The sequence below is a fragment of the Sphingobium estronivorans genome (assembly GCF_008692605.1).
Classification (GTDB): domain Bacteria; phylum Pseudomonadota; class Alphaproteobacteria; order Sphingomonadales; family Sphingomonadaceae; genus Sphingobium; species Sphingobium estronivorans.
Map to the genome: position 1 here is coordinate 108,917 of NZ_LFCT01000012.1, position 23,654 is coordinate 132,570.

Below are 23,654 nucleotides of genomic sequence, written 5' to 3' on the forward strand. Positions count from 1 at the left end.
CCCCGACCCTCGCGCCGACCCCATCACTGACCGGGGGGGCGGGTCGAAAATCTGGCTCGGCCCCTGCTCGCGAACCGGCCTCCCTGGCATGTGGAGATTTTTTATTCCTGTATGAATTCCGAAAATCAAAGAATCGGTGAAATAATCAAACCCGGCGCGGCAGAAACGGCGGAAATGCGCGGTTTTGGGGCTGGGAAATCAAAGAAATCAAAGGCGCCGGAATTCAAGTTGGAATTCAAGTTTGCGCACCTTTTGCGAACCAGTGCGAACCTCTGCGAACCGCAGTTTTCTGCGCCTCTCGGGCCGATCTCATGTTGCATCCATGTTGCATGGAGCCGCCGGGAACCCTCAGAAATCGCCAGAAAATGGCAGAAATGCGCGGTTATCGTTTGCAACATGGGATCGCGGGCCGGGCAGGGTTCCGACGCTTCCAAGGCATTGATTTTCTTTGGGAAAGTTTGGATGCCCGACAAGGATTCGAACCTTGATTGACGGAGTCAGAGTCCGCTCTCTTACCATTAGAGGATCGGGCATCAGCGGCAGGCCTGTAGCTCACCGGAGACGCGCAAATAGGCGGGGATTCGGCATTGGTCAAGAGGATTGCGACAGGCTTTTCGCACAATTTCCTGGCCCCAATCCCCGGGCAAAAAACCATCCCCGGGCAAAAAGAAAGCCCGCCGGAACAAGCTGTCGCTTCCGGCGGGCTCTTTACATGGCCCAGGAGGCCATGAAGGCTTGGGAACCGCTTCCCAAGATCGGAAGCGGCATCCCGTTTTTCAAAGGGCTTATTCCATGTCCTCGGTGGTGAAATCCTCACCCTGGACGGCACCCAGCGGATCGTCGCCAATGGCGGCTTCCGGACCCTGGCGCAGTTCGGCAGCGTGCTCTTGCGCGGCCGTCTTGGGCGCGATCAGGTCAACCTGGCTGGAGGCCCGCAGCGCGGCCCGCATTGCCGCGTCACGCGACGAGGCGGCAACCCGCATGCGGTTCATGCCGGCACCGGTGCCCGCCGGGATCAGGCGGCCGACGATGACGTTTTCCTTCAGGCCGACCAGCGTGTCCTTCTTGCCCTGAACCGCCGCTTCCGTGAGGACACGGGTGGTTTCCTGGAAGGAGGCCGCCGAGATGAACGAGCGCGTCTGGAGCGAGGCCTTGGTGATGCCGAGCAGCACCGGCTTGCCCGCGGCAGGCGCGAAGCCCGGCTGGAGCTTGGCGTTGATCTCGTCCATTTCCTCGCGGTCGATCTGCTCGCCCACCAGCAGGGTGGTGTCGCCGGACTCGATGATCTCGACCTTTTGCAGCATCTGGCGAACGATCGTCTCGATGTGCTTGTCGTTGATCTTCACGCCCTGCAAGCGATAGACTTCCTGGATTTCCGCGACCAGATATTCGGCCAGCGGCTCGATGCCGAGCACTTCCAGAATGTCATGCGGGTCGGGCGAACCGCCGATCAGGTTGTCGCCGCGCTTCACGAAGTCGCCTTCCTGAACGTCGATCACCTTGCTCTTGGGGATCAGATATTCGACCGGCTCGCCGCCATCCTCGGGATTGATGGCGATCTTGCGCTTCGCCTTGTAATCCTTGAGGAACTGGACGCGGCCCGACACCTTGGCAATGATCGCATTGTCCTTGGGCTTGCGGGCTTCGAACAGTTCGGCGACGCGCGGCAGACCGCCGGTGATGTCGCGGGTCTTCGCGGCTTCGCGAGAGACACGCGCCAGCACGTCACCGGCCTGCACTTGCGCACCGTCGTCGACCGACAGGGTCGCGCCGACCGCCAGCATGTAGCGCGCGGCTTCACCCGAATTGTCGTCCAGCAGGGTCAGGCGCGGACGCAGATCCTCCTTGGTGCGGGCGGCACCGCGATGCTCGATGACGACGCGCTGGGCGATGCCGGTGGCTTCGTCGGTCTGTTCGGTCAGCGTCTTGTTGTCGATCAGGTCGACATATTTCACGATGCCCGGCTTTTCCGTGATCACCGGCATGGTGAACGGGTCCCACTCGGCGAAGCGGTCGCCCTTCTTCACGGCATCGCCATCCGCGAACAGGATGGTGGCGCCGTAAGGCAGGCGGTGCGTTTCGCGCTCGCGGCCTTCGGAGTCGATGATCGCGATCTCGCCGTTGCGAGCGAGCGACAGGCGACGACCGTTCTTGTCGGTGATGGTCGGCATGTCACGCAGTTCGATCGTGCCGTCCGCCATCGATTCCAGGTTCGACGTTTCGTTGAAGTTCGCCGCGCCGCCGATGTGGAAGGTCCGCATGGTGAGCTGCGTGCCCGGTTCACCGATGGACTGCGCCGCGATGACGCCGACCGCTTCACCGATATTGACCGGCGTACCACGGGCGAGGTCACGGCCGTAGCATTTGCCGCACACGCCCATCCGGCTTTCGCAGATCAGCGGGCTGCGGATCTTCACGGCCTGCGTGCCGATGGCTTCGATCTGGGCGATCATGGCTTCGTCCAGCAGCGTGCCGATCGGGATGACGATGCTGCCATCCTTGCTGTCGACGATGTCCTGCGCCGTGGTGCGGCCCAGAATGCGCTCGCCGAGCGAGGCGATGACCGAACCACCCTGAACGATGGCCTTCATCTCCAGCGCCTTTTCGGTGCCGCAATCTTCCTCGACGATGGTGCAGTCCTGCGACACGTCGACCAGACGGCGGGTCAGGTAACCCGAGTTCGCCGTCTTGAGCGCGGTGTCGGCCAGACCCTTACGAGCGCCGTGGGTCGAGTTGAAGTACTCAAGGACGGTCAGGCCTTCCTTGAAGTTCGAGATGATCGGCGTCTCGATGATCTCGCCGCTCGGCTTGGCCATCAGGCCGCGCATGCCGGCGAGCTGCTTCATCTGGGCCTGCGAACCACGGGCACCGGAGTGCGCCATCATGTAGATCGAGTTGATCTGGGCCATGCGGCCGGTCTGCGGATCCTTGGGCTGGGCGCGGATCTCGTCCATCATGGCATTCGCGACCTGGTCGCCGCAACGGCTCCAGGCGTCAATCACCTTGTTGTACTTTTCCTGCTGGGTGATCAGGCCGTCCTGATATTGCTGCTCATAGTCAGCCACCAGCGCCTTGGTTTCGGCGACGGTGCCTTCCTTCGAGTCCGGGATCACCATGTCGTCCTTGCCGAACGAGATGCCCGCCTGGAACGCATGGCGGAAGCCCAGCGCCATGATGGCGTCGGCGAACAGCACCGTGTCCTTCTGGCCGGTGTGGCGATAGACCTGATCGATCACGTCGCCGATTTCCTTCTTGGTGAGAAGGCGGTTGACGACGTCGAAGGGCACCTTGTGCGACTTGGGCAGGCATTCGCCCAGCAGCATGCGGCCCGGCGTGGTCTCGAACCGCTTCATATATTGCTGACCGTTTTCGTCGGTCTGCGGCACGCGGCTGATGATCTTCGAGTGCAGGGTGACGGCCTTGGCATAGAGCGCCTGATGGACCTCCTGCATGTCGGCCAGCAGCATGCCTTCGCCCGGCTCGCCTTCGCGCTCCATGGACAGGTAATAGATACCCAGCACCATGTCCTGCGAGGGGACGATGATCGGCTTGCCGTTGGCGGGCGAGAGGATGTTGTTGGTCGACATCATCAACACGCGCGCTTCCAGCTGGGCTTCCAGCGAGAGCGGAACGTGGACGGCCATCTGGTCACCGTCGAAGTCGGCGTTGAAGGCCGAGCAGACGAGCGGGTGCAGCTGGATCGCCTTGCCCTCGATCAGCACGGGCTCGAACGCCTGAATACCGAGGCGGTGGAGCGTCGGCGCGCGGTTCAGCATCACCGGATGCTCGCGGATCACCTCGTCCAGGATGTCCCAGACTTCCTTGCGCTCCTTCTCGACCCACTTCTTCGCCTGCTTGAGGGTCATGGACAGACCCTTGGCGTCGAGGCGGGCGTAGATGAAGGGCTTGAACAGTTCGAGCGCCATCTTCTTGGGCAGGCCGCACTGGTGCAGCTTGAGTTCCGGGCCGGTCACGATGACCGAACGGCCGGAATAGTCGACGCGCTTGCCGAGCAGGTTCTGACGGAAGCGGCCCTGCTTGCCCTTGAGCATGTCGGACAGCGATTTCAGCGGACGCTTGTTGGCGCCGGTGATGACGCGGCCACGGCGGCCGTTGTCGAACAGGGCGTCGACGGCTTCCTGCAACATGCGCTTTTCGTTGCGGACGATGATGTCCGGCGCGCGCAGTTCCATCAGCCGCTTCAGGCGGTTGTTCCGGTTGATGACGCGACGATAGAGGTCGTTGAGGTCCGACGTCGCGAAACGGCCGCCGTCCAGCGGCACCAGCGGGCGCAGTTCCGGCGGAATGACCGGCACGACGTCCAGGATCATCCACTCCGGGCGGTTGCCCGATTCCAGGAAGCTCTCAACCACCTTCAGGCGCTTGATGATCTTCTTGGGCTTCAGTTCGGACTTGGTGACGGCCAGCTCGTCCAGCAGCGCCTGCTTCTCGCCCTCAAGGTCGAGGTCCATCAGCATCTGCTTGACCGCTTCCGCGCCGATGCCGGCGGAGAAGGCGTCCTCACCATATTCGTCCTGCGCGTCGAGCAGTTCGTCTTCGTTGAGAAGCTGGAACTTTTCAAGCGGGGTCAGGCCCGGTTCGGTGACGATGTAGGACTCGAAGTACAGCACGCGCTCCAGCTGCTTCAACTGCATGTCGAGCAGCAGGCCGATGCGCGAGGGCAGCGACTTCAGGAACCAGATGTGCGCGACCGGCGCGGCCAGTTCGATATGGCCCATGCGCTCGCGGCGGACCTTCGACACCGTGACCTCGACACCGCACTTTTCGCAGACGATGCCCTTATACTTCATGCGCTTATACTTGCCGCAGAGGCACTCATAGTCCTTGATCGGACCGAAGATGCGGGCGCAGAACAGGCCGTCACGCTCGGGCTTGAACGTGCGGTAGTTGATGGTTTCCGGCTTCTTGATCTCGCCGAAGGACCAGCTGCGGATGCGCTCAGGCGAGGCAAGGCCGATCTGGATCTGGTCGAAGGTTTCCGGCTTCTGGACCGGGTTCGCGAAGTTGGTCAGTTCGTTCATTTTAGTCTCCACGGCAGGAGCGAATTTGCAATCAGTTTCAGAGCGTCTGTAATGCTGTCTTGCGGTTGAGCTTCGTTGACCGTCTCCGTCTCACTTTTTGCGAGCGTTTCTCTCACCTGTCCCCGGAAGGCGGGGGCGAGCAGAGAGTTTCTGACGAGTTCAAAGTTGCTTTCAATCACCTCAAAAACATTGACGTTCGGCGGCACTTCAAGACCGAGGCGGTCGACGATTAGATCTGCTGGGAAAGCGTAGATGTCGGCTTTGATGGTTTTGAAAACCCCATCGCGGCTTGCATCAAAATCTATCGTCAATTCCTCCTTGGTCAGCACGATGTGAAAATCGGCAGGTTTATGGGAATTCAGCTTGAGGCTCCATCCGCACTCTTCAACCAGTCGGTCGTAGGGCGGATAGAGCCGCTTGCCTGTCACTCCGCCGCCTGCGCGAAACCGTCGTCGTCCTCGACCTCGTCCATGGCGGCGAGTTCGACGTTGAGGCCCAGCGAGCGCATTTCCTTGACCAGCACGTTGAAGCTTTCGGGGATACCGGCTTCGAAGGTGTCGTCGCCCTTGACGATCGCTTCGTAGACCTTGGTCCGGCCGACCACGTCGTCCGACTTCACCGTCAGCATTTCCTGCAAGGTGTAGGCGGCGCCATAGGCCTGAAGCGCCCACACCTCCATTTCACCGAAGCGCTGGCCGCCGAACTGCGCCTTACCGCCCAGCGGCTGCTGGGTGACGAGCGAGTAGGGGCCGATGGAGCGTGCGTGGATCTTGTCGTCGACCAGGTGGTGCAGCTTCAGCATGTAGATGATGCCGACAGTCACCTTGCGGTCGAAACGGTCGCCGGTGCGGCCATCGAACAGGTCCGACTGACCCGACGAGTGCAGGCCCGCCAGTTCCAGCATCGCCGACACGTCGGCTTCGCGGGCACCGTCGAACACCGGCGTCGCCATCGGCACGCCGCGCTGGAGATGCTCGGCAAGGTCGACGATCTGCTCGGCCGTGCGGCCTTCGATCTGATCGGCATATTGCTCGCCATAGGTTTCCAGCAGGCGGGTCTTGACCGCGTCCGGCATCTCGCCAGCCTGCGCGTTCGGATTGGCTTCCCGCCAGTCCTCCAGCGCATGCTTGAGCTGCTGGCCGAGGCCACGGGCAGCCCAGCCCAGATGCGTTTCGAAAATCTGCCCGACATTCATGCGCGACGGCACGCCCAGCGGGTTCAGCACGATGTCGACATGGGTGCCGTCCTCCAGGAACGGCATGTCCTCGATCGGCAGGATGCGCGAGATCACACCCTTGTTCCCGTGACGGCCGGCCATCTTGTCGCCCGGTTGCAGCTTGCGCTTCACCGCGACGAAGACCTTGACCATCTTGAGCACGCCCGGGGGCAGCTCGTCGCCGCGCTGGAGCTTGTCGACGCGATCCTCGAACTTCTCGACGATCAGCTTCACCGCTTCGTCATACTGGGCCTTGACGGCTTCGATGCCGGCTTGACGCTGGTCGTCCGCAACTGCGAACTTCCACCATTCATGACGCTCGACCTCGCCCAGCAGGGCTCCGTCGATCTCCACGCCCTTGCGTACGCCCTTGGGCGCCGCAGCAGCCGTCTGGCCGAGCAGCATTTCCTGCAAGCGGTTGAAGGTCGCGCGGTTGAGGATGGCGCGTTCGTCCTCGCGGTCCTTGGCGAGACGGTCGATTTCCTCCCGTTCGATCGCCATGGCGCGCTCGTCCTTGTCGATGCCGTGGCGGTTGAAGACGCGGACTTCGACGACCGTCCCGGCGACGCCCGGAGGCAAGCGCAGCGAGGTGTCGCGCACGTCGCTCGCCTTTTCACCGAAGATCGCGCGGAGCAGCTTTTCTTCCGGGGTCATCGGCGATTCACCCTTGGGGGTGATCTTGCCGACCAGGATGTCGCCCGGCTCCACTTCGGCGCCGATATAGACGATGCCCGCTTCGTCGAGGTTGCGCAGCGCTTCCTCACCGACGTTGGGGATGTCGCGGGTGATGTCTTCCGGCCCCAGCTTGGTGTCGCGGGCCATGACCTCGAACTCCTCGATATGGATCGAGGTGAAGACGTCATCCTTCACGATCCGCTCGGAGATCAGGATGGAGTCTTCGTAGTTGTAGCCGTTCCAGGGCATGAACGCGACCAGCGTGTTGCGGCCCAGCGCCAGCTCGCCAAACTCGGTCGACGGGCCGTCGGCGATGACGTCGCCGGCTTCGATCAGGTCGCCCACCTTCACCAGCGGACGCTGGTTGATGCAGGTGTCCTGGTTGGAACGCTGGAACTTCTGGAGCGTGTAGATGTCGACGCCCGACTGGCCGGGTTCGATATCGCCGGTGGCGCGGATCACGATACGGGTCGCGTCGACCTGATCGATGATGCCAGCGCGCTTGGCCGCGATGGCCGCGCCCGAGTCACGGGCCACGGTGCCTTCCATGCCGGTGCCGACGAACGGCGCCTCGGCACGGACCAGCGGCACCGCCTGACGCTGCATGTTCGAACCCATGAGCGCGCGGTTGGCGTCGTCATTTTCCAGGAACGGGATCAGCGAGGCCGCGACCGACACCAGCTGCTTCGGGCTGACGTCCATCAGGGTGATGTGGTCCTTGGGCGCCATCAGGAATTCGCCCGCTTCACGTGCCGAGATGAGGTCCTCGGCCAGCGTGCCCTCTTCCGTCACTTCGGCGTTGGCCTGCGCGATGGTGTGCTTGGCCTCTTCCATCGCCGACAGATAGACGACCTCATTGGTCACCTTGCCGTCGATCACCTTGCGGTAGGGCGTCTCGATGAAGCCGTATTTGTTGACGCGGCTGAAGGTCGCGAGGCTGTTGATCAGACCGATGTTCGGGCCTTCCGGCGTTTCGATCGGGCAGATACGGCCATAATGGGTCGGGTGAACGTCGCGGACTTCGAAGCCGGCGCGCTCGCGGGTCAGACCGCCCGGCCCAAGTGCCGACACGCGGCGCTTGTGCGTGACTTCCGACAGCGGATTGGTCTGGTCCATGAACTGCGAGAGCTGCGAGGAACCGAAGAACTCCCGCACGGCGGCCACGGCGGGCTTGGCGTTGATGAGGTCGTTCGGCATCACGGTCGACACGTCGACCGACGACATGCGCTCCTTGACGGCGCGCTCCATGCGCAGCAGGCCGACGCGATACTGGTTTTCCAGCAGTTCGCCCACCGAACGGACGCGGCGGTTGCCGAGATTGTCGATGTCGTCGATCTCGCCCTTGCCGTCCTTCAGGTTCACCAGTTCCTTGACCACGGCGAGGATGTCTTCGACGCGCAGGGTGGTGACGGTGTCCTCGGCATCGAGGTCGAGGCGCATGTTGAGCTTCACGCGGCCCACGGCCGAGAGGTCATAGCGCTCCGGATCGAAGAAGAGACCCGCGAAGAGGGCTTCGGCGGTTTCCTTCGTCGGCGGCTCGCCGGGGCGCATCACGCGGTAGATGTCGGCCAGCGCCTGATCGCGTTCCTCGGCCTTGTCGGCCTTGAGCGTATTGCGGATCCAGGGGCCGGTGGTGACATGGTCGATGTCGAGCAGTTCGAGGCGGTCGATGCCCGCCTTGTCCAGCTTTTCCAGATTTTCCGGCGACACTTCGTCCCCGGCCTCGATATAGATCTCGCCGGTGTTCTCGTTGATGAGGTCATAGGCGCTGTAGCGGCCATAGACTTCCTCGGTCGGGATCAGCAGCGTCTCAAGGCCGTCCTTCTCCGCCTTGTTGGCGGCGCGGGGCGAAATCTTGTGACCGGCGGCGAACACGACTTCGCCCGACTTGGCGTCGACGATGTCGAAGGCCGGCTTCTGGCCGCGCCAGGCTTCGGCGGTGTAGGGAATCTGCCAGCCGCCTTCGCCACGGACGAAAGTGACCTTGTTGTAGAAATAGCCGAGCATGTCCTCGGGCGTCAGACCCAGCGCATAGAGCAGCGCCGTGACCGGCAGCTTGCGCTTGCGGTCGATGCGGACGTTGACGATGTCCTTGGCGTCGAATTCGAAGTCCAGCCACGAACCACGGTACGGAATGACGCGCGCGGCGAACAGATATTTGCCCGACGAGTGGGTCTTGCCACGGTCATGGTCGAACAGGACGCCCGGCGAACGGTGCATCTGCGACACGATGACGCGCTCGGTACCGTTGACGATGAAGGTGCCGTTGCCGGTCATGAGCGGCATGTCGCCCATGTACACGTCCTGCTCCTTGATATCGAGCACGGAGCGGGTTTCGGTGTCCTGGTCGACTTCGAACACGATCAGGCGAAGGGTGACGCGCATCGGCGCCGCATAGGTGATGCCGCGCTGACGGCATTCCTCGACGTCGTACTTGGGGTCCTCCAGCTCGTAATGAACGAAGTCCATTTCGGCGGTGCCGGCGAAATCGCGGATCGGGAAGACCGAGCGCAGGGTCTTCTCCAGGCCGGAGACATAGCCGACCTTCGGATCGGACCGCAGGAACTGCTCATAGCTCTCCCGCTGAACCTCGATCAGGTTCGGCATCTGCACCACTTCGTGGATGTCGCCGAATACCTTTCTGATGCGCTTCTTCGCGCCGGTATTGCTGATCGGGGGGAGAGCTTTGGTCGCCATTGCGTATCCTGCCTGTAGTTCGTCGAATTTTTTCGCATCGCAGCGAAAATTCAGCCTGGCCTGACCGCTTTCGGGGGTGATTCGCCCCTATGCCGCCACGCAAAAAAGTGCGGGCCGGGACTGTCCGATCCGCACTGTCAGCGTTTGTAACCCGCCGTTTTCGCCCCATTCCGCCGGTTTCGAGCGCTAGACGAAACCGGGCCCCGAGCGATCCGGGGGACGGCCCCTGCCTCGCCCGAAGGCGGTGCGTGGACCGGATTTGAACGCCCCATATAGGCGGGTCGGCGCAGTTTGTGAAGGGGGCCTCGCCTATCGGGTGCGGGGACGGATCAGCGCGACGAGCGCCGCCGCCAAGAGCGCCAGGCCGGCATAGACCAGCACCGGCAGCCCGTAGCCGCCGCCGGCGATGCGCATCCGGTCGGTCGCGACCGGCGCCATCGCGCCGATCAGGCCGATGATGGCGGTGTTGATGCCCAGCAGCCGGGGAAAGGCATCCGGTTCCACCATATCGGCCAGCAGCATCGACCCCGACTGGCCCGGCAGGGCGCTGGCCATGCCCCAGATCAGGACGAAGGCGGTGACCCCGCCCATCGCCATGGTCCCCGCACCGAGCAGCGCGACCGTGCCGGCCGCCAGCGCGAGCGCGGCGCCGATCAGCGCCGGTTGCGCGCCCAGCCGGTCCGCCAGCATCCCGCCCAGCAGCAGCGCGGGCAGGCTCAGCAGATTGGCGAGGCTGTAGGCGGCGACGGCGTCGGGTTGCGGCAGCCCCTGCGCCATCAGCCCGTCGACCGCCGCGAACAGGATGCCGTTGATCGCCAGTTGCAGCAGGGCCGTGGCCGCGACGAACCGGCGGAAATCGCCGTTGCGCAGGGCCGCGCCAACCGCCCCGGAAAGGCGGGATGCCGGGTCTCTGGCGATCCGGCCGGCGGGGACCGCCAGCACCAGCGGCGGGCAGGCAATCGCCATCGTCAGCGCGCAAAGCCGCATCGCCACGCGCCAGTCCGCATCGGCGATGGCGGTCCCGACCAGCGGCGGCACCGCCGCGCCCGCCACGATGGCCGCGCCCAGAAAGGCGGCCAGCGCCAGTCCACGCCGCTCCGCATGATATCGGGTGATGATCGCGATGCCCGGCACGATGGTCGATGCGCCGACGCCCGCGCCGGCCGCTGCCATTGCCGCCGCCAGCCCGATCCGGTCCTGCGTCAGCGAGGCGGCGGCCAATCCGGCGGCGCTGAGCGCAATGCCGCCCAGCAGCACCGGGCGCGCGCCCAACCGGTCCAGCGCCCCGCCGACCGGCCACGCGACGATGCTCATCGCCAGCAGGAAAGCGGTGGCCGCGCTTCCCGCCTGACCGCCGAAATCCGCCGCCAGCGCGGGCAGGAATACGCCCAGCGACATCAGCGTGGCGCCCTGAACCAGTAGGGTGATCGCGCTGAGCGCCGCCACGGGTCGCCACATCGGCGGAGCGGGCAATGGGGAAGGCGTGGAATTCACGGGGCCAGCCTTATCCGTTTTTGCGACCAATGGAACGGGTCGATGTCCGTTTCATGCAATGCGGCAGGGGATAAGCCGGTGTAATCAGGCCCGGTTATGACCCGGGGCGGCGGGAGGACAGGGGGGCTGGGCGGTGATCCGCACGGAAGATATTTACGATGCGGCGACCGATGACGAGGCGTTCGGCCGGCTCGCCGCGACGCTCGCCGATGCGGTCGGCGCGCGGTCGGGGGTGCTGCACTGGGGCCTTGCGCCCGATCATGTCGCCGAGATTTCCTATTCGGGCTATTTTTCCGATGGGCAGATGGCCGTTTACGATCAGGAGTTTCAGGAAGACGACATCTGGAGCGTGGCACTGGATCGCGCCGACCATGCCAATCGCGTCTGGAATGTCGAGACGTTGGTGCCCGACCGGACCTATGAAAGCAGCCGGATCTACAATGAGTGGATCAGGTCGATGGGCGACGATACGTTCCGCTGCCTGGGTGGGGCGATCCGCAGGGACGGGACGACCGGCCATATCGGCCTGCATCGCGGCCGCACGCAGCGTCCCTTCGGCGCGCGGGAGGAGCAGGCTATTCAGCAGAGCATCGGCCATGTCGGCCGGATGTTCGCGATCCGCAGCAAGCTCGATCGGGTCCGGCACCACGGCCGGTCCTTGCAGGCGACGCTCGACATGCTGGGCCATGCGGTTTTCACGCTGCGTCCTGACGGCAGGCTGATCGATTGCAATCGCGGGGCGGATGCGCTGCTGCGCCGGGGCGATGCGCTGTTGCTGCGCCAGCGGCAGGTGAAGGCGCGGGATCCCCGCGACGACGACGCCTTGCAGACGGCGCTGAGGGCGGCTTCGGCGCGGCAGGGCGGGCAGGCGAGCGCGATCTTCATCCACCGCGAAGGGCGGCAGCCCTATATGCTGTCGATCGCGTCCGTGCGGGTCGGTGCGGAGCGGCAGATCGTCGCCATCGCCACGGAACCGGACGGGCAGGATGGAAGCCTGGTCAGCCGCATACGGGCGCTTTACGGCCTCACCCGGGCCGAGGCGGAGGTGGCGCAGGCGCTTTGCGCGGGACAGGGGCTGGAAGAACTGTCGCAGGCGCGGGGCGTGGCGCTCAACACGGTGCGGACGCAGATGAAGAATATCTATGTGAAGCTGGATTGCCGTCGCCAGTCCGAACTGGTCGCGCGGATCGGCGCACTGCCCCGGCTGAGCCTGTTCGAAGATGAGGATCGGGTTCCCTAGAGCATCGTGCGAAAAAGTGGGCGAGCCGGAGGCACATGACTCCGAACTCGGGTTTTTCGTGAAAAACGATGCGACAACAAAGGAGGTGAGCAAGCGGCCCGCGTCTGATTGAGCGCAGCTTGCCCTAGGCGCTCAAGGTTTGACGGGCGGCACCACGACCTGCGCTGCGGGCGCTGAGGGCGGCGTGATCTTCACCGTTTCGAACCGTTCCTTGCGACGCACGCCGGCCAGCTCCGCCGGCGCGGGGGGCGTTACGGAGGCGGCGGCCGTGGGAACCCGCTGGCGCATGCATTCTTCCTTCTTGCCGCGCGGCGTCTGGACGCAATTCCACAGCGAGCGCTGCAAACCCGTCGCATTATTGTGGATATAGGCGAAGGCCATGTTTTCCATCTGATCGCCCGACAGCGGCAGGCCGGCGGGCGCGGTGCCGATGCGCCAGGCCATGATCCGGCATTCCGGCCGCCCAGCGCAGAAGGTCTGCGCCAATGTGGGCCAGCTGTCCGGCGCCGCGCTCCGTCCCAGTTCGACGAGGAAGCTCTTAGCCCCCGGCGCAATCGCGATCAGCCGCACTCCGGCCATCATCTTGCCCAGCGAATCCGCCCCGATCGCCTGCTGTGGCCGGGCAGCAAGTTCGCTGACCGCGCCTCCGGCGAGCAGGGCCGCGGACGGCACAATGACTGCACCCGGCCCGCCCTGATGCGCGGCCGACAGGCGGGCGATGCGCGCAATCAGCGGCTCGCCATTCTCGCTCGTCCGGCGGAAGGCGGGCGGCGTTCCCCACCAGCCGCGCCAGCGGAAGAAGAGGTGCGTGCCCACCGACGTGATCTTGTCCAGGCTGCCGCTCCAATAGGGGACGACCCAATCGGTATGATAATGGGTGGCATAGCCGACCGGCTTGTAGACCTTGCCCGCCAGCGCGGCCTTCGCGATCTCTCTGGCGCGCTCCCAGGCCGCCTGGGTCGGCGTGCGGGCGAGTGCGCCATCGCAGGTGAAGGTGAACTGGCAGCCGGTGGCGCGTTCCTGACCCTGGAACACCACGCCGCAGACGGTTTTGGGGAAGGCGGGATGGCGCACGCGGTTCAGCACCACTTGCGCGACCGCCCGTTCGCCCATGTTATCGTCGCCCGCCTCATAGAGCTGTGCGGCGGCCAGACAATCCGTGGCGCGGGCGAGGTCGTTTTCCGAACCGGCGAAGAGGAAGGGCCGCGCCGCGGGATTGGGCTGATGGGAAAAGGGCATGGCGGCATTGAACGCCCGCGCCTGATCCCGGTCGAGCGCATACAGCTCGACCGGCTCGACGGGCGGTGGCGGGGTCGCGGGCCGCATGAGGCGGGCCGTCACGGTGGGGGAGGATCGCTTCGACACTGAAGGCGAGCGCCCCTCCCACATCGCGATTGTCGCGGGCAGGCCGACGAAGAGCATAAGCCAGATCAGCCACATCGCACGATGTGGCCGGCCGGTGGATGGAACGTCGGTCATGCCCGATCCCGAGGCGCCTTATTCGGGCAGGAAATCAGGCACCGACAAATAGCGTTCGCCAGTGTCATAGTTGAAGCCCAGAACGCGGCTGCCCGCGCCAAGTTCCTTCAGCTTCTGGGCGATGGCGGCGAGCGTCGCGCCCGACGAGATGCCGACCAGCATGCCTTCCTCGCTGGCGGCGCGGCGGGCATAATCCTTGGCCTCGGCGGCTTCGACCTGGATCACGCCGTCGAGCAACTGCGTATGGAGGTTCGCCGGGATGAAGCCCGCGCCGATGCCCTGGATCGGGTGCGGGCCGGGCTGGCCGCCGCTGATGACATGGGAGAGCGTCGGTTCGACCGCATAGACCTTGAGGTTCGGCCACCGCTTCTTCAATTCCTGCGCCACGCCGGTGATATGGCCGCCGGTGCCGACGCCGGTGATCAGGACATCGATGGGAGAGTCCGCGAAGTCAGCGGCGATCTCCTGCGCCGTGGTGCGCACATGGACGTCGATATTGGCGGGATTCTCGAACTGCTGGGGCATCCACGAGCCGGGGGTCTGGTCGATCAGTTCCAGCGCCCGTTCGATCGCGCCCTTCATGCCCTTTTCGCGCGGGGTCAGGTCGAAGCTGGCGCCGTAGGCCAGCATCAGGCGGCGGCGTTCCACGCTCATGCTTTCGGGCATGACCAGGATCAGCTTGTAACCCTTGACTGCGGCGACCATCGCCAGGCCCACGCCGGTATTGCCGGAGGTCGGTTCGATGATGGTGCCGCCGGGCTTGAGGTCGCCGGATGCTTCCGCTGCCTCGATCATCGACAGGGCGATTCGATCCTTGATCGATCCGCCGGGGTTGGACCGTTCGGACTTGATCCACACCTCTGCGTCGCCGAACAGCCGGCTGACGCGGATATGCGGCGTATTGCCGATGGTTTCCAAGATGCTGGATGCCTTCATTGCGCTTTCTCCTGGGTGGATTCGGCCGCCCTTTGTTCGGGTAGGATTTCAGGTGAGTCGAAGGTACGGGCAAGACGCAGCTCTGGAAAGAGCTTCGCCCAGACAAGGGTGATGAGGATCGCGCCGATCCCGCCGCCGATCACCGCCGCGACCGGGCCGACCAGCGCGGCCAGGAAGCCGGATTCGGCCTCGCCCAGTTCGTTGGAAGCGGAAATGGTGAGTTGCGACAGGCTGGACACGCGGCCGCGCATCTCGTCGGGGGTGTGGAGCTGGATCAGCGACTGGCGCACATAGACCGACACCATGTCGGCGGAGCCCAGCAGGATCAGGGCAGCGACGCCGACTTCCGGCGCGATGGCGCGCGGCAGGAAGGCGGTGGAGCCGAAGACGATGGTGGCGATGCCGAACAGGATCACCGCACCCAGCATTTTCAGGCCCACCTCCGTCTTCATCGGGCGGAAGGAGAAGAAGAGGGCGGTGACGCCCGCGCCGATACCGGGGGAGGCGGCGAGATGCCCAAGCCCTTCCGACCCGACATGCAATATGTCGCGCGCATAGACCGGCAGCAGCGCCGTCGCCCCCGCCAGCAGCACGGCGAACAGGTCCAGCGTGATCGTGGCCAGCACCAGCCGGTTGCCGCGGACATAGGTGAAGCCATCGACCATCTGGCGCAGCGGATGGCGGCTGGTATCGCGCGGCGGCTGCGGCACCGGGCCGATCATCATCAGGCAGAGGAGCCCCAGTGCGAACAGCCCCGACGCCAGTGCATAGGCGCCCCAGGGCTGAACCGCATAGGCATAGCCGCCCAGCGCCGGCCCGGCGATCATGCCCGTCTGCCAGACCACACTGGAAATGGCGATGGCGTTGGGCAGCACGTCACGCGGCACCAGATTGGGGGCGAGCGCGCTAAAGGCTGGGCCGTTGAAGGCGCGGGAGATGCCGACAATCGCCGAGATGCCGAAGATCAGCGGCAGGCTGACCCAGCCCTCATAGGTCGCGAAGGCCATGACGCCCGATGCCACCATCAGGAGCAGCAGGGTGAAACGGGCGATCTTGCGCCGGTCGAAATGGTCGGCGACCCACCCCGTCAGGGGCGTCAGGAAGAAGAGCGGCAGGAATTGCGCCAGGCCGATCAGGCCGAGCTGCGCGGATGCGGCGCCCGTGCTCATCGTTTCGCGGGCGATATTATAGGCCTGCCAGGCCAGCACGATCATCATGCCGTACTGCGCCAGCACCGACGCCAGTCGTCCCAGCAGATAGGCCCTGAAATTGCCGAAGCTCAAGGGGTGGCTGGGACCGGAGGGGTTATGCATGGACTCTCCTTAGCGTCCGCACAACGACTCCCGCAACAGCGCCGGCAGAGGAAAAGGCACAGCAATAATTGGGGCGGTGATGCTCCGCCTTTCGGCACGATCGCAGATGGTTAACGATCAGGGCGCAACATTATTCCGCTGACCGAGCCGTTGCGGACCGAACAGACGAAGGGCACCGGGCGCTGGCCGCCAGCGGGGCCGACCTCGCCCTCCACCTCCCATCCGGTCGCCATGGTGCTGGCGAAGGGACGGCCGATCACGCGGCTGCCCGGACCGGCTTCTTCCCGCGCCTTGGCGATGCAGGCGTTGCGGGCGGCCGCCGCCGTATGGATCCGGCCATAGCCGGGCGACGCATAGGGCTGACGTTGGGCGTCGCGGTCCGCCTGACGGTTGCGGGCGACGTCGCTGACGATGGCGGCGTCGGCGGCGCGATGCAGGTCGCGATAATCCTGACCATGGGCGGGCAGGATCAGCCCGCCCATGGCGATGAAAGTGCCGATGAACATCTTTGCGATACGCATGGCGTTTCTCCCGCGCTTATTTGAACAGGCTGCCCAAAATGCCCCGCACCAACTGCCCCGCGATGCCGCCGGAGGATCTGCGGGTCGATCCGCCGAAGACCGCGCGGCCGACTTCATTGGCGACCTGACGGCCCACGGAAGTGGCGGCGGAGCGGGTGGCGGACTGGATCGCCTTGTCGAAACCGGACGGTTTGGCGGCTTCGCGGGCGGCTGCGGCGTCCTGCCGTGCCTGTTCCTTCAACTGGGCCTCGCGCTGCTTGGCCTCCACCTTGGCCTGGGCGGCGGCGGCCTTGTCGGCTTCGGCCTGCGCCTGGGCGGCCTGTGCCGCGGCGGCGGCGGCCTGACCCCGCGCAGCGAGGATTTCCTGCGCGGATTCGCGGTTGACCGTCGTGTCATATTTGCCCGTGCAAGGCGATATGGACTGGATGATCGCGCGTTCCTTGGCATCGACCGGGCCAAGGCGCGAGCGCGGCGGGGCGATCAGCGTGCGCTGGACGATGCCGGGCGAGCCGTCCTCCTGAAGCAGCGAGACCAGCGCCTCGCCCACCTTCAATTCGGTGATCGCGGTTTCGACATCCAGCTCCGGGTTGAGGCGGAAGGTGTCCGCCGCCGCCTTGATCGCCTTCTGGTCGCGCGGGGTGAAGGCGCGCAGCGCGTGCTGGACGCGATTGCCGAGCTGGCCCGCCACATCCTCGGGAATGTCGATCGGGTTCTGGGTCACGAAATAGACGCCGACGCCCTTGGAGCGGATGAGGCGGACGACCTGCTCGATCTTGTCGGTCAGCGCCTTGGGCGCGTCGTCGAACAGGAGGTGGGCCTCGTCGAAGAAGAAGACGAGCACCGGCTTGTCGGGGTCGCCCACTTCAGGCAGGGTCTCGAACAATTCGCTCAGCAGCCAGAGGAGGAAGGTGGCGTAGAGCTTGGGGCTCTGCATCAGCTTGTCGGCGGCCAGGATATTGACATAGCCGCGGCCCTGGTCATCGACCTTCAGCATGTCGTGAATGTCGAGCGCGGGTTCGCCGAAGAAATGGCCGCCGCCCTGCGATTCCAACTGGAGCAGTTGGCGCTGGATCGCGCCGACGCTGGCCTTGGTCACATTGCCATATTGGGCGGACAGCGTGTCGGCATTCTCCGCGCAATAAGCGAGCATGGATTGCAGATCGCCAAGGTCGAGCAGCAGCAGCCCCTGTTCATCGGCATATTTGAAGGCGATGGAGAGCACGCCTTCCTGCGTTTCGTTAAGGCCCATCAGCCGGGAGAGCAGCAGAGGCCCCATCTCACTGACGGTGGTGCGGACCGGATGACCCTGTTCGCCGTACAGGTCCCAGAAGATGGCGGGATTGTCGGCATAGCTGTAATTTTCAACGCCGATTTCCCGGGCGCGCTCGACCAGCTTGTCGGCATTTTTCGCGGTGGGCGACCCGGCCATGGAAATGCCGGAGAGGTCGCCCTTCACATCCGCCAGGAAAACGGGGACGCCTAGCGCGGAGAAGCTTTCGGCGATGCCCTGCAACGTCACGGTCTTGCCCGTGCCGGTCGCGCCCGCGATCAGGCCGTGGCGATTGGCCCTGCGCAGGTTCAGCGTCTGGGGGCTGCCGCCATTCTTGTCCGGTGCGCCAAGGCCGATGAAAATGCCGTCGCTCATCTGCGTCATGCTCCTCAAAATGTTGCGGGCCGCGCCCGCCGGAGTCTGCCTTTCCCTGTTTAACGGGGAGAAGGTGCCTCCGGCAAGCGCGACCCGTAACGATCGGCGGATTTTCAATTATTTATTTGTCGCGCAGACGCACCGGCAGGAAGACAGCGGGCTGTCCCCGGCGGAGCACCTGGAGCAGGATCGCGCTGCGCCCCTGTCCAGACACGGCCTTCACCTGCGCGTCCAGTTCGGCCTGGCTGGCGACCGGACGATTGTTGGCGGTGATGATGACGTCGCCCCGGCGCAGGCCCTTGGCGCCGGCATCGGTCGACCCGTCGACGGCGGTGATGACGATGCCGCGCGTATCGGCCGCGATGCCGAGCTGGCGGATGATGTTCGAGGTCAGCGGAATGGCCGAGATGCCGAGCGACTGGCGGGTTGCCTGGCCGTTGCCGGACTGGTCGTCCTGCTGCTGCTGGCTGAAATCATCGTCCTGCTGCTGGGCGAAGGCATTCAGCTCGTCTTCGGAGGGACGCTCACCGACCACGGCGGTCACCGTCTGGCGCTGGCCGTTGCGCAGCAGCACGATCGGCACGCGTCCGCCGATCGGCTGGTTGGCGACGATGGACGACAGATTCTGGTCCGGCGTCACTTCCTGGCCGGCGACGCTGACGATCACGTCGCCTGCCTTGATTCCGGCCTTGTCCGCGCCCTTGCCCGGTTCCACGCCCTGGACGAATTCGCCGCGATTCTTCGCCAGACCGAGCGAATCGGCCAGATCCTCGCCCAGCGGACTGATCTGGATGCCCAGATAGCCGCGCTTGACCGGCTGTCCCTTGCGCAGCGTCTCGACGATCGGTTGCGCCTGTTCGGACGGGATCGCGAAGCCGATGCCGACATTGCCGCCCGAGGGCGACAGGATCTGGCTGTTGATGCCGATCACATTGCCGCGCATGTCGAACATCGGGCCGCCGCTATTGCCCTGATTGATCGACGCGTCGGTCTGGATGAACTTGTCATAGGTACCGCCGGTGCCGCGATGCACGGCGGAGATGATGCCCGCCGTCACCGTGCCCGACAGGGCGAAGGGGTTGCCGATGGCGATCACCCAATCACCGACGCGCGCCTTGGTGCTGTCCCCGAACTTGACGAAGGGCAAGGCCTTTTTCGGCTCGATCTTCAGCACCGCGATGTCCGTCGCCGGGTCGCGGCCGATCAGTTTTGCGGGATATTCCTCGCGGTTGGTCAGCGTGACGGTGATCGAATCCACCGTGGCCCCTTCCGCACCCGCTGACACCACATGGTTGTTGGTGACAATATAACCGTCAGACGAAATGATGAAGCCCGAACCCAGCGACTGTGCCTGGCGGGTCTGGGGCTTGCCGCCTTGCTGACCCTGGCCGAACAGGTCGCCGAAAGGCGTGCCGGCAAAGGGGTTCTGCACCTGCACGCGTTGTTTGGTCGAGATGTTGACCACGGCCGGTTGCAGCTTTTCGACCATGTCGGCCAGGCTGGCGGGCGCGCCGGCGGGGGCAGCGGCCTGCATGCCCTCATTCTGGGCGACCTGCGCCCCGACATTGGAGCTGGTGGTAACGGCAATGGCGGTGCCGCCGAGCAGCAGGGCGCCGGTAATGGCATAAGCGTAACGCACTCGTGACGGTCCTCTCATGAACTTGGCGAAGGAAAGGCGGGACTCTGCGGAGAGAGCGGGATGCGCCGCCTTGCCTTAACCGTCATTGAATGGCGCTGGTTCCGTAATGAAAACAGCGCCCTCGATTTATCAGCGCCCCTGAAACTGCTTCAGGAAATCATTGTCGCGGGACAACACCATGCTGGTCGACCCCTGCTTGTCCGGCGCGAAAGTATAGCGATACGCCTGCATCGCGCGATAGAAATCGTAGAATTGCGCGTCCTTGCCGAAACTTTCCGAATAGATGCGCGCGGCATTGGCGTCGGCCTCGGCCCGGATGATCTGCGCCTGCTTGGCGCCCTGCGCGCGGATGGTCAGCGCTTCCTGCTCGCGCGCGGTGCGCATGCGGGTGAAGGCGCTTTCCAGCGGCGCGCCGTCGGGCAGGTCGGCGCGCTTGATCCGCACATCGACGATCTGCGCGCCATATTGGCGGGCGACGCGGTTGAGGCCGGCTTCGATATTGTCCATCACCTGTCCGCGCTCGGGCGAGAGCAGCGCCGCGAAGGGGCGCTTGCCCAGTTCGTTGCGCAACGCGGAACCCAGGATCGGGCGCAGCGCGTCGGACACGCGTTCCTCGCTGCCCGCCGCGATATACATGCGCAGCGGATCGACGACGCGGTAACGGGCGAAGGCGTCGACCTGCAAGCGCAACTGGTCGGTGGAAAGGACCTGCTGGCGTTCCATCTCGACCGACAGCACGCGCTTGTCGATCCAGACGATCTGGTCGATGAAGGGCCAGCGCAGGATCACGCCCGCGCCGGTCTTGCCGAAATCCTCGTTCGGGCGGTAGCGGTTGATGATCTTCTTCGGATCGCCGAAGCGCACGATCACGCCCTGCTTGGTTTCGGGCACGATGGCGATGGTGCTGCCGATCAGCAGCAGCGCCGCGATGGCCAGCAGCGCGAGCGCGACGGGATGGCGGACCAGGGTCTGCATCACTGGCCTCCCTCGGTCGTATTCCCGTTCTGGGCGGTGGCCGCCTGCGCCCGGCGCTTGAGTTCGGGCAGCGGCAGGAACGGCGTCACATTGCCGCTTTCGACGATGGTCTTGTCGACGTTCGCCAGAACACCCTCCATGGTTTCATAATACATGCGGCGGCGGGTCACGTCGGGCGCGAGCTTGTACTGCTCATACACCTTGTCGAAGGCGGCGGCTTCGCCCTGCGCCTTGGCCGTCACCTGCTGCGCGGCGGCGCGGGCTTCGTTGAGATAGGTCTGGGCGGTCTGCTGCGCGGCGGACACGGCCTTGAACGCATCGTTGACGGCGGTCGGCGGGTCGGCCTGCTTGATCGCGACGCCCTGCACGCGGATGCCGGAGCGATAGCCGTCCAGGATTTCCTGCATCCGCTGCTCGACCTGCTGCTCGATCTCGCTGCGGCCCGCGCCCAGCGCGTCCTCCAGGCTGACGCTGGCGACGACCGAACGCATCGCGCTTTCCGCGACTTCGCGGACCGAGGCGTCGGGGTCGGACAGCTGGAAGAGATAGAGTTCCGGGCTGCGGATGTTCCAGCGTACCGAATAGGCGAGGTCGATGATGTTCTGGTCGCCGGTCAGCACCAGATTTTCGCTTTCCGCGCGGGTCGATCCGATGTCGATGGTGCGGATTTCCTCCACGTCCACGGTCGTCACATTTTCGAGCGGGGCGGGGAGCGTCAGGCTGATGCCCGGCGAGAGGGTGCGGCTATATTTGCCGAGCAGGGTGACGACGCCGCGTTCCTGCGGGCCGACACGGTGAAAACAGGTCAGCACCAGCCACAGCAGCACCAATATGCCGATGGCGGCGGGCCATAGCGTGCGACCGGTGGGGCGAGGCGGCAGATTGCCGAAACCGCCGCCCTGGCCGAAGCTTTCCTTGCTGCGGCGGAGCAGTTCCTCGATCGCGGAAGGTCCCTTGGAACCGGAAGGGCGGCCCGGCTGCGTCCAGGGATTGCGCGGCCCGCCCTCGCGTCCGCCGTCCCCGCCCTTGCCGTCCTGTCCATCCGGCCCGTCGCCCTTGCCACCCCAGGGACCCTGGGCCATGGCGCTTGCAATGCGGGGCATCCACCCGAAAATTCTGTTCATTGCTCCTCTATAGGAAGGCTTTTCCGCGAAAAACAGTGGCCATCGCAACGATTATTGTTTCGAATGATGTCGCGGAAGGGATTTCGCGGAGCGGCGATAGGTTCTACAGGGCCGACCTATGACCGAACTGGAAGATTTCGCCGCCCGCCTGAAAACGCTGACCGATGGCCGCGCCAGCGCGCCCCGCGTGAAGGATGGCGTGATGTCGCTGGCGCTGGACGTGGCGGGGCTGTCGTCCGAGCAGCGCGAGGCCGTGTCCGCCGCGATCCGCGAGGGTGCGCTGACCGTGCCGGGGGTGAGCGACGTGCGCATCGCCATGACCGCCGAGCGTTCGGCAGGAGACAGGGCCCCAGAGAAGAAGGGGCCAGAGAAGAAGGGGCCGGTGAGGATCATCGCCGTCGCCTCCGGCAAGGGCGGGGTCGGCAAATCGACGCTGTCGGCCAATCTGGCGGTCGCGCTGCAACGCTTGGGCGTGCGGGTCGGACTGGTCGATGCCGATATTTACGGCCCCTCGCAGGCCCGGTTGATGGCGAGCGAGGACCGCAAGCCGCAGGCGAAGGACAAGCAGCTCATCCCGGTGCAAAGCCCCTTCGGCATTCCGATGCTGTCGATGGCGCATCTGGTGGAACCGGGCAAGGCGCTGGCGTGGCGCGGGCCGATGGCGGGCAATGCGCTGGCGCAGTTGATCGACGCGGACTGGGGGGAGACGGAACTGCTGGTCGTCGACATGCCGCCCGGCACCGGCGACGTGCAGCTTTCCATGGTGCAGAAGCACAAGCCCGCCGGGGCCGTCATCGTCTCGACGCCGCAGGATCTGGCGCTGATCGACGCGACGCGGGCAGTCAGCCTGTTCGCGCAGACCCATGTGCCGATGATCGGCCTTGTCGAGAATATGGCGGGATACGCCTGCCCGCATTGCGGGGAACTGTCCGATCCCTTCGGTCAGGGTGGCGCCGAAGCCGCCGCCGGGGAGATGGGGATGCCCTTCCTGGGCCGCATTCCGCTCGCCATCGAGATTCGCCGCCGGTCCGATGCGGGCGATCCTCCGGCGGCGGGCGACGACGCGCATGGCGCGGCCTTCCGTGTCATTGCGGAGAAGGTGGCGGCGTGGCTGAAGGGAAATCCCCGCTGAGGGAACGGCTTGCGCGCGTCCTGCGTCTTTCCCATGTCGGAAAGACCATGGAGGACCGTTAAATGCCGTTGACCGCAGCGCAGGACATTGCCGATCTGCTGAACGAAACCCGCACTATCGCGCTGGTGGGCATTTCCGATCGTCCCGACCGGCCAAGCTATGGCGTGATGAAGAGTTTGCAGGACCATGGCTACCGCGTCCTGCCGGTCAATCCGCAGATTGCGGGTGAGCATGTCCACGGCGAATTCGTCTGGGCGCGCCTGTCCGACATTGGTGTGCCCATCGACATGGTCGACATCTTCCGCCGCAGCGAGGCGGCGGGCGACGCCGTGGACGATGCCATCGCCGCCGGCGCGAAATCGGTCTGGATGCAGCTGGCCGTGGTGAACGATGCCGCAGCCGCCCGCGCGGAGGCGGCAGGGCTGAAGGTGGTGATGGACCGCTGCCCGGTGATCGAGATACGCCGCCTTCAGCTTGAGCCGATTGGCGCGCAATAGGGCTTTCCAGAGCTTCCATGCACCTTTAT

16 protein-coding genes and 1 tRNA gene are annotated in these 23,654 nt (G+C 65.0%); 4 read left to right on the top strand and 13 right to left on the bottom strand.

The annotated features are described in order from the left end of the window. Window positions 1-111: 111 nt before the first annotated feature. A complete protein-coding gene (locus tag F7P65_RS10365) occupies window positions 112-492 on the top strand; it encodes a hypothetical protein (RefSeq protein WP_150291674.1) in 381 nt (126 codons plus the stop codon). On the opposite strand, the gene F7P65_RS10370 is transcribed toward F7P65_RS10365, so the two are convergent. The 5 genes from F7P65_RS10370 to F7P65_RS10390 all read right to left on the bottom strand — a co-directional run bounded on the left by F7P65_RS10370 (window position 460) and on the right by F7P65_RS10390 (window position 11,124). After that, window positions 460-533, bottom strand: a tRNA-Gln gene (locus tag F7P65_RS10370). The genes F7P65_RS10365 and F7P65_RS10370 overlap by 33 nt on opposite strands. Window positions 534-785: 252 nt before the next feature. Then, on the bottom strand, window positions 786-5,042 hold the full coding sequence (gene rpoC / locus F7P65_RS10375; RefSeq protein WP_150291675.1) for a DNA-directed RNA polymerase subunit beta': 4,257 nt from the start codon (window positions 5,040-5,042) through the stop codon (window positions 786-788). Continuing rightward, a complete protein-coding gene (locus F7P65_RS10380; RefSeq protein WP_150291676.1) occupies window positions 5,039-5,470 on the bottom strand; it encodes a hypothetical protein in 432 nt (143 codons plus the stop codon). Before F7P65_RS10380 ends, rpoC begins: the two co-directional genes overlap by 4 nt. Beyond that, window positions 5,467-9,630 carry a DNA-directed RNA polymerase subunit beta gene (rpoB, locus tag F7P65_RS10385; protein WP_150291677.1) on the bottom strand — a complete coding sequence of 1,388 codons (4,164 nt, stop codon included), beginning with the start codon at window positions 9,628-9,630 and terminating at the stop codon, window positions 5,467-5,469. Before rpoB ends, F7P65_RS10380 begins: the two co-directional genes overlap by 4 nt. A 309-nt stretch (window positions 9,631-9,939) precedes the next feature. Beyond that, on the bottom strand, window positions 9,940-11,124 hold the full coding sequence (locus F7P65_RS10390; protein ID WP_240334260.1) for an MFS transporter: 1,185 nt from the start codon (window positions 11,122-11,124) through the stop codon (window positions 9,940-9,942). 133 nt (window positions 11,125-11,257) lie between these two features. On the opposite strand from F7P65_RS10390, the gene F7P65_RS10395 reads away from it, so the two are divergent. Further along, the gene (locus F7P65_RS10395) at window positions 11,258-12,364 is read left to right on the top strand and encodes a helix-turn-helix transcriptional regulator (protein ID WP_150291679.1); all 1,107 of its coding nucleotides are present in this window, start codon (window positions 11,258-11,260) and stop codon (window positions 12,362-12,364) included. 132 nt (window positions 12,365-12,496) lie between these two features. On the opposite strand, the gene F7P65_RS10400 is transcribed toward F7P65_RS10395, so the two are convergent. From F7P65_RS10400 to hflK, 8 genes are all read right to left on the bottom strand, one after another. Further along, on the bottom strand, window positions 12,497-13,843 hold the full coding sequence (locus tag F7P65_RS10400) for a cell wall hydrolase (protein WP_150291680.1): 1,347 nt from the start codon (window positions 13,841-13,843) through the stop codon (window positions 12,497-12,499). 18 nt (window positions 13,844-13,861) lie between these two features. After that, window positions 13,862-14,779: a cysteine synthase A gene (gene cysK, locus F7P65_RS10405; RefSeq protein WP_150291681.1), complete on the bottom strand. Its 918-nt coding sequence runs from the start codon at window positions 14,777-14,779 to the stop codon at window positions 13,862-13,864. After that, on the bottom strand, window positions 14,776-16,092 hold the full coding sequence (locus F7P65_RS10410; protein ID WP_150291682.1) for an MFS transporter: 1,317 nt from the start codon (window positions 16,090-16,092) through the stop codon (window positions 14,776-14,778). The genes cysK and F7P65_RS10410 overlap by 4 nt, the downstream gene beginning before the upstream one ends. A gap of 110 nt (window positions 16,093-16,202) precedes the next feature. Beyond that, window positions 16,203-16,613 carry a hypothetical protein gene (locus F7P65_RS10415; RefSeq protein WP_240334261.1) on the bottom strand — a complete coding sequence of 137 codons (411 nt, stop codon included), beginning with the start codon at window positions 16,611-16,613 and terminating at the stop codon, window positions 16,203-16,205. Window positions 16,614-16,629: 16 nt separating this feature from the next. Continuing rightward, entirely contained in the window at window positions 16,630-18,258 is a 1,629-nt protein-coding gene (locus F7P65_RS10420; protein ID WP_150291683.1) for a helicase HerA-like domain-containing protein, read from the bottom strand. A gap of 121 nt (window positions 18,259-18,379) precedes the next feature. Further along, the gene (locus tag F7P65_RS10425; protein ID WP_150291684.1) at window positions 18,380-19,897 is read right to left on the bottom strand and encodes a Do family serine endopeptidase; all 1,518 of its coding nucleotides are present in this window, start codon (window positions 19,895-19,897) and stop codon (window positions 18,380-18,382) included. A gap of 129 nt (window positions 19,898-20,026) precedes the next feature. Further along, complete coding sequence (gene hflC, locus F7P65_RS10430; protein ID WP_150291685.1) at window positions 20,027-20,872, bottom strand: protease modulator HflC; 846 nt, start codon at window positions 20,870-20,872, stop codon at window positions 20,027-20,029. Next, window positions 20,872-21,996: an FtsH protease activity modulator HflK gene (hflK, locus tag F7P65_RS10435; protein WP_205452020.1), complete on the bottom strand. Its 1,125-nt coding sequence runs from the start codon at window positions 21,994-21,996 to the stop codon at window positions 20,872-20,874. Before hflK ends, hflC begins: the two co-directional genes overlap by 1 nt. A 118-nt stretch (window positions 21,997-22,114) precedes the next feature. On the opposite strand from hflK, the gene F7P65_RS10440 reads away from it, so the two are divergent. Continuing rightward, window positions 22,115-23,128, top strand: a complete 1,014-nt coding sequence (locus F7P65_RS10440; protein WP_150291687.1) for an Mrp/NBP35 family ATP-binding protein — start codon at window positions 22,115-22,117, stop codon at window positions 23,126-23,128. Between the two features lie 62 nt (window positions 23,129-23,190). Further along, the gene (locus tag F7P65_RS10445) at window positions 23,191-23,625 is read left to right on the top strand and encodes a CoA-binding protein (RefSeq protein WP_150291688.1); all 435 of its coding nucleotides are present in this window, start codon (window positions 23,191-23,193) and stop codon (window positions 23,623-23,625) included. The last annotated feature ends 29 nt before the right edge of the window (window positions 23,626-23,654 follow it).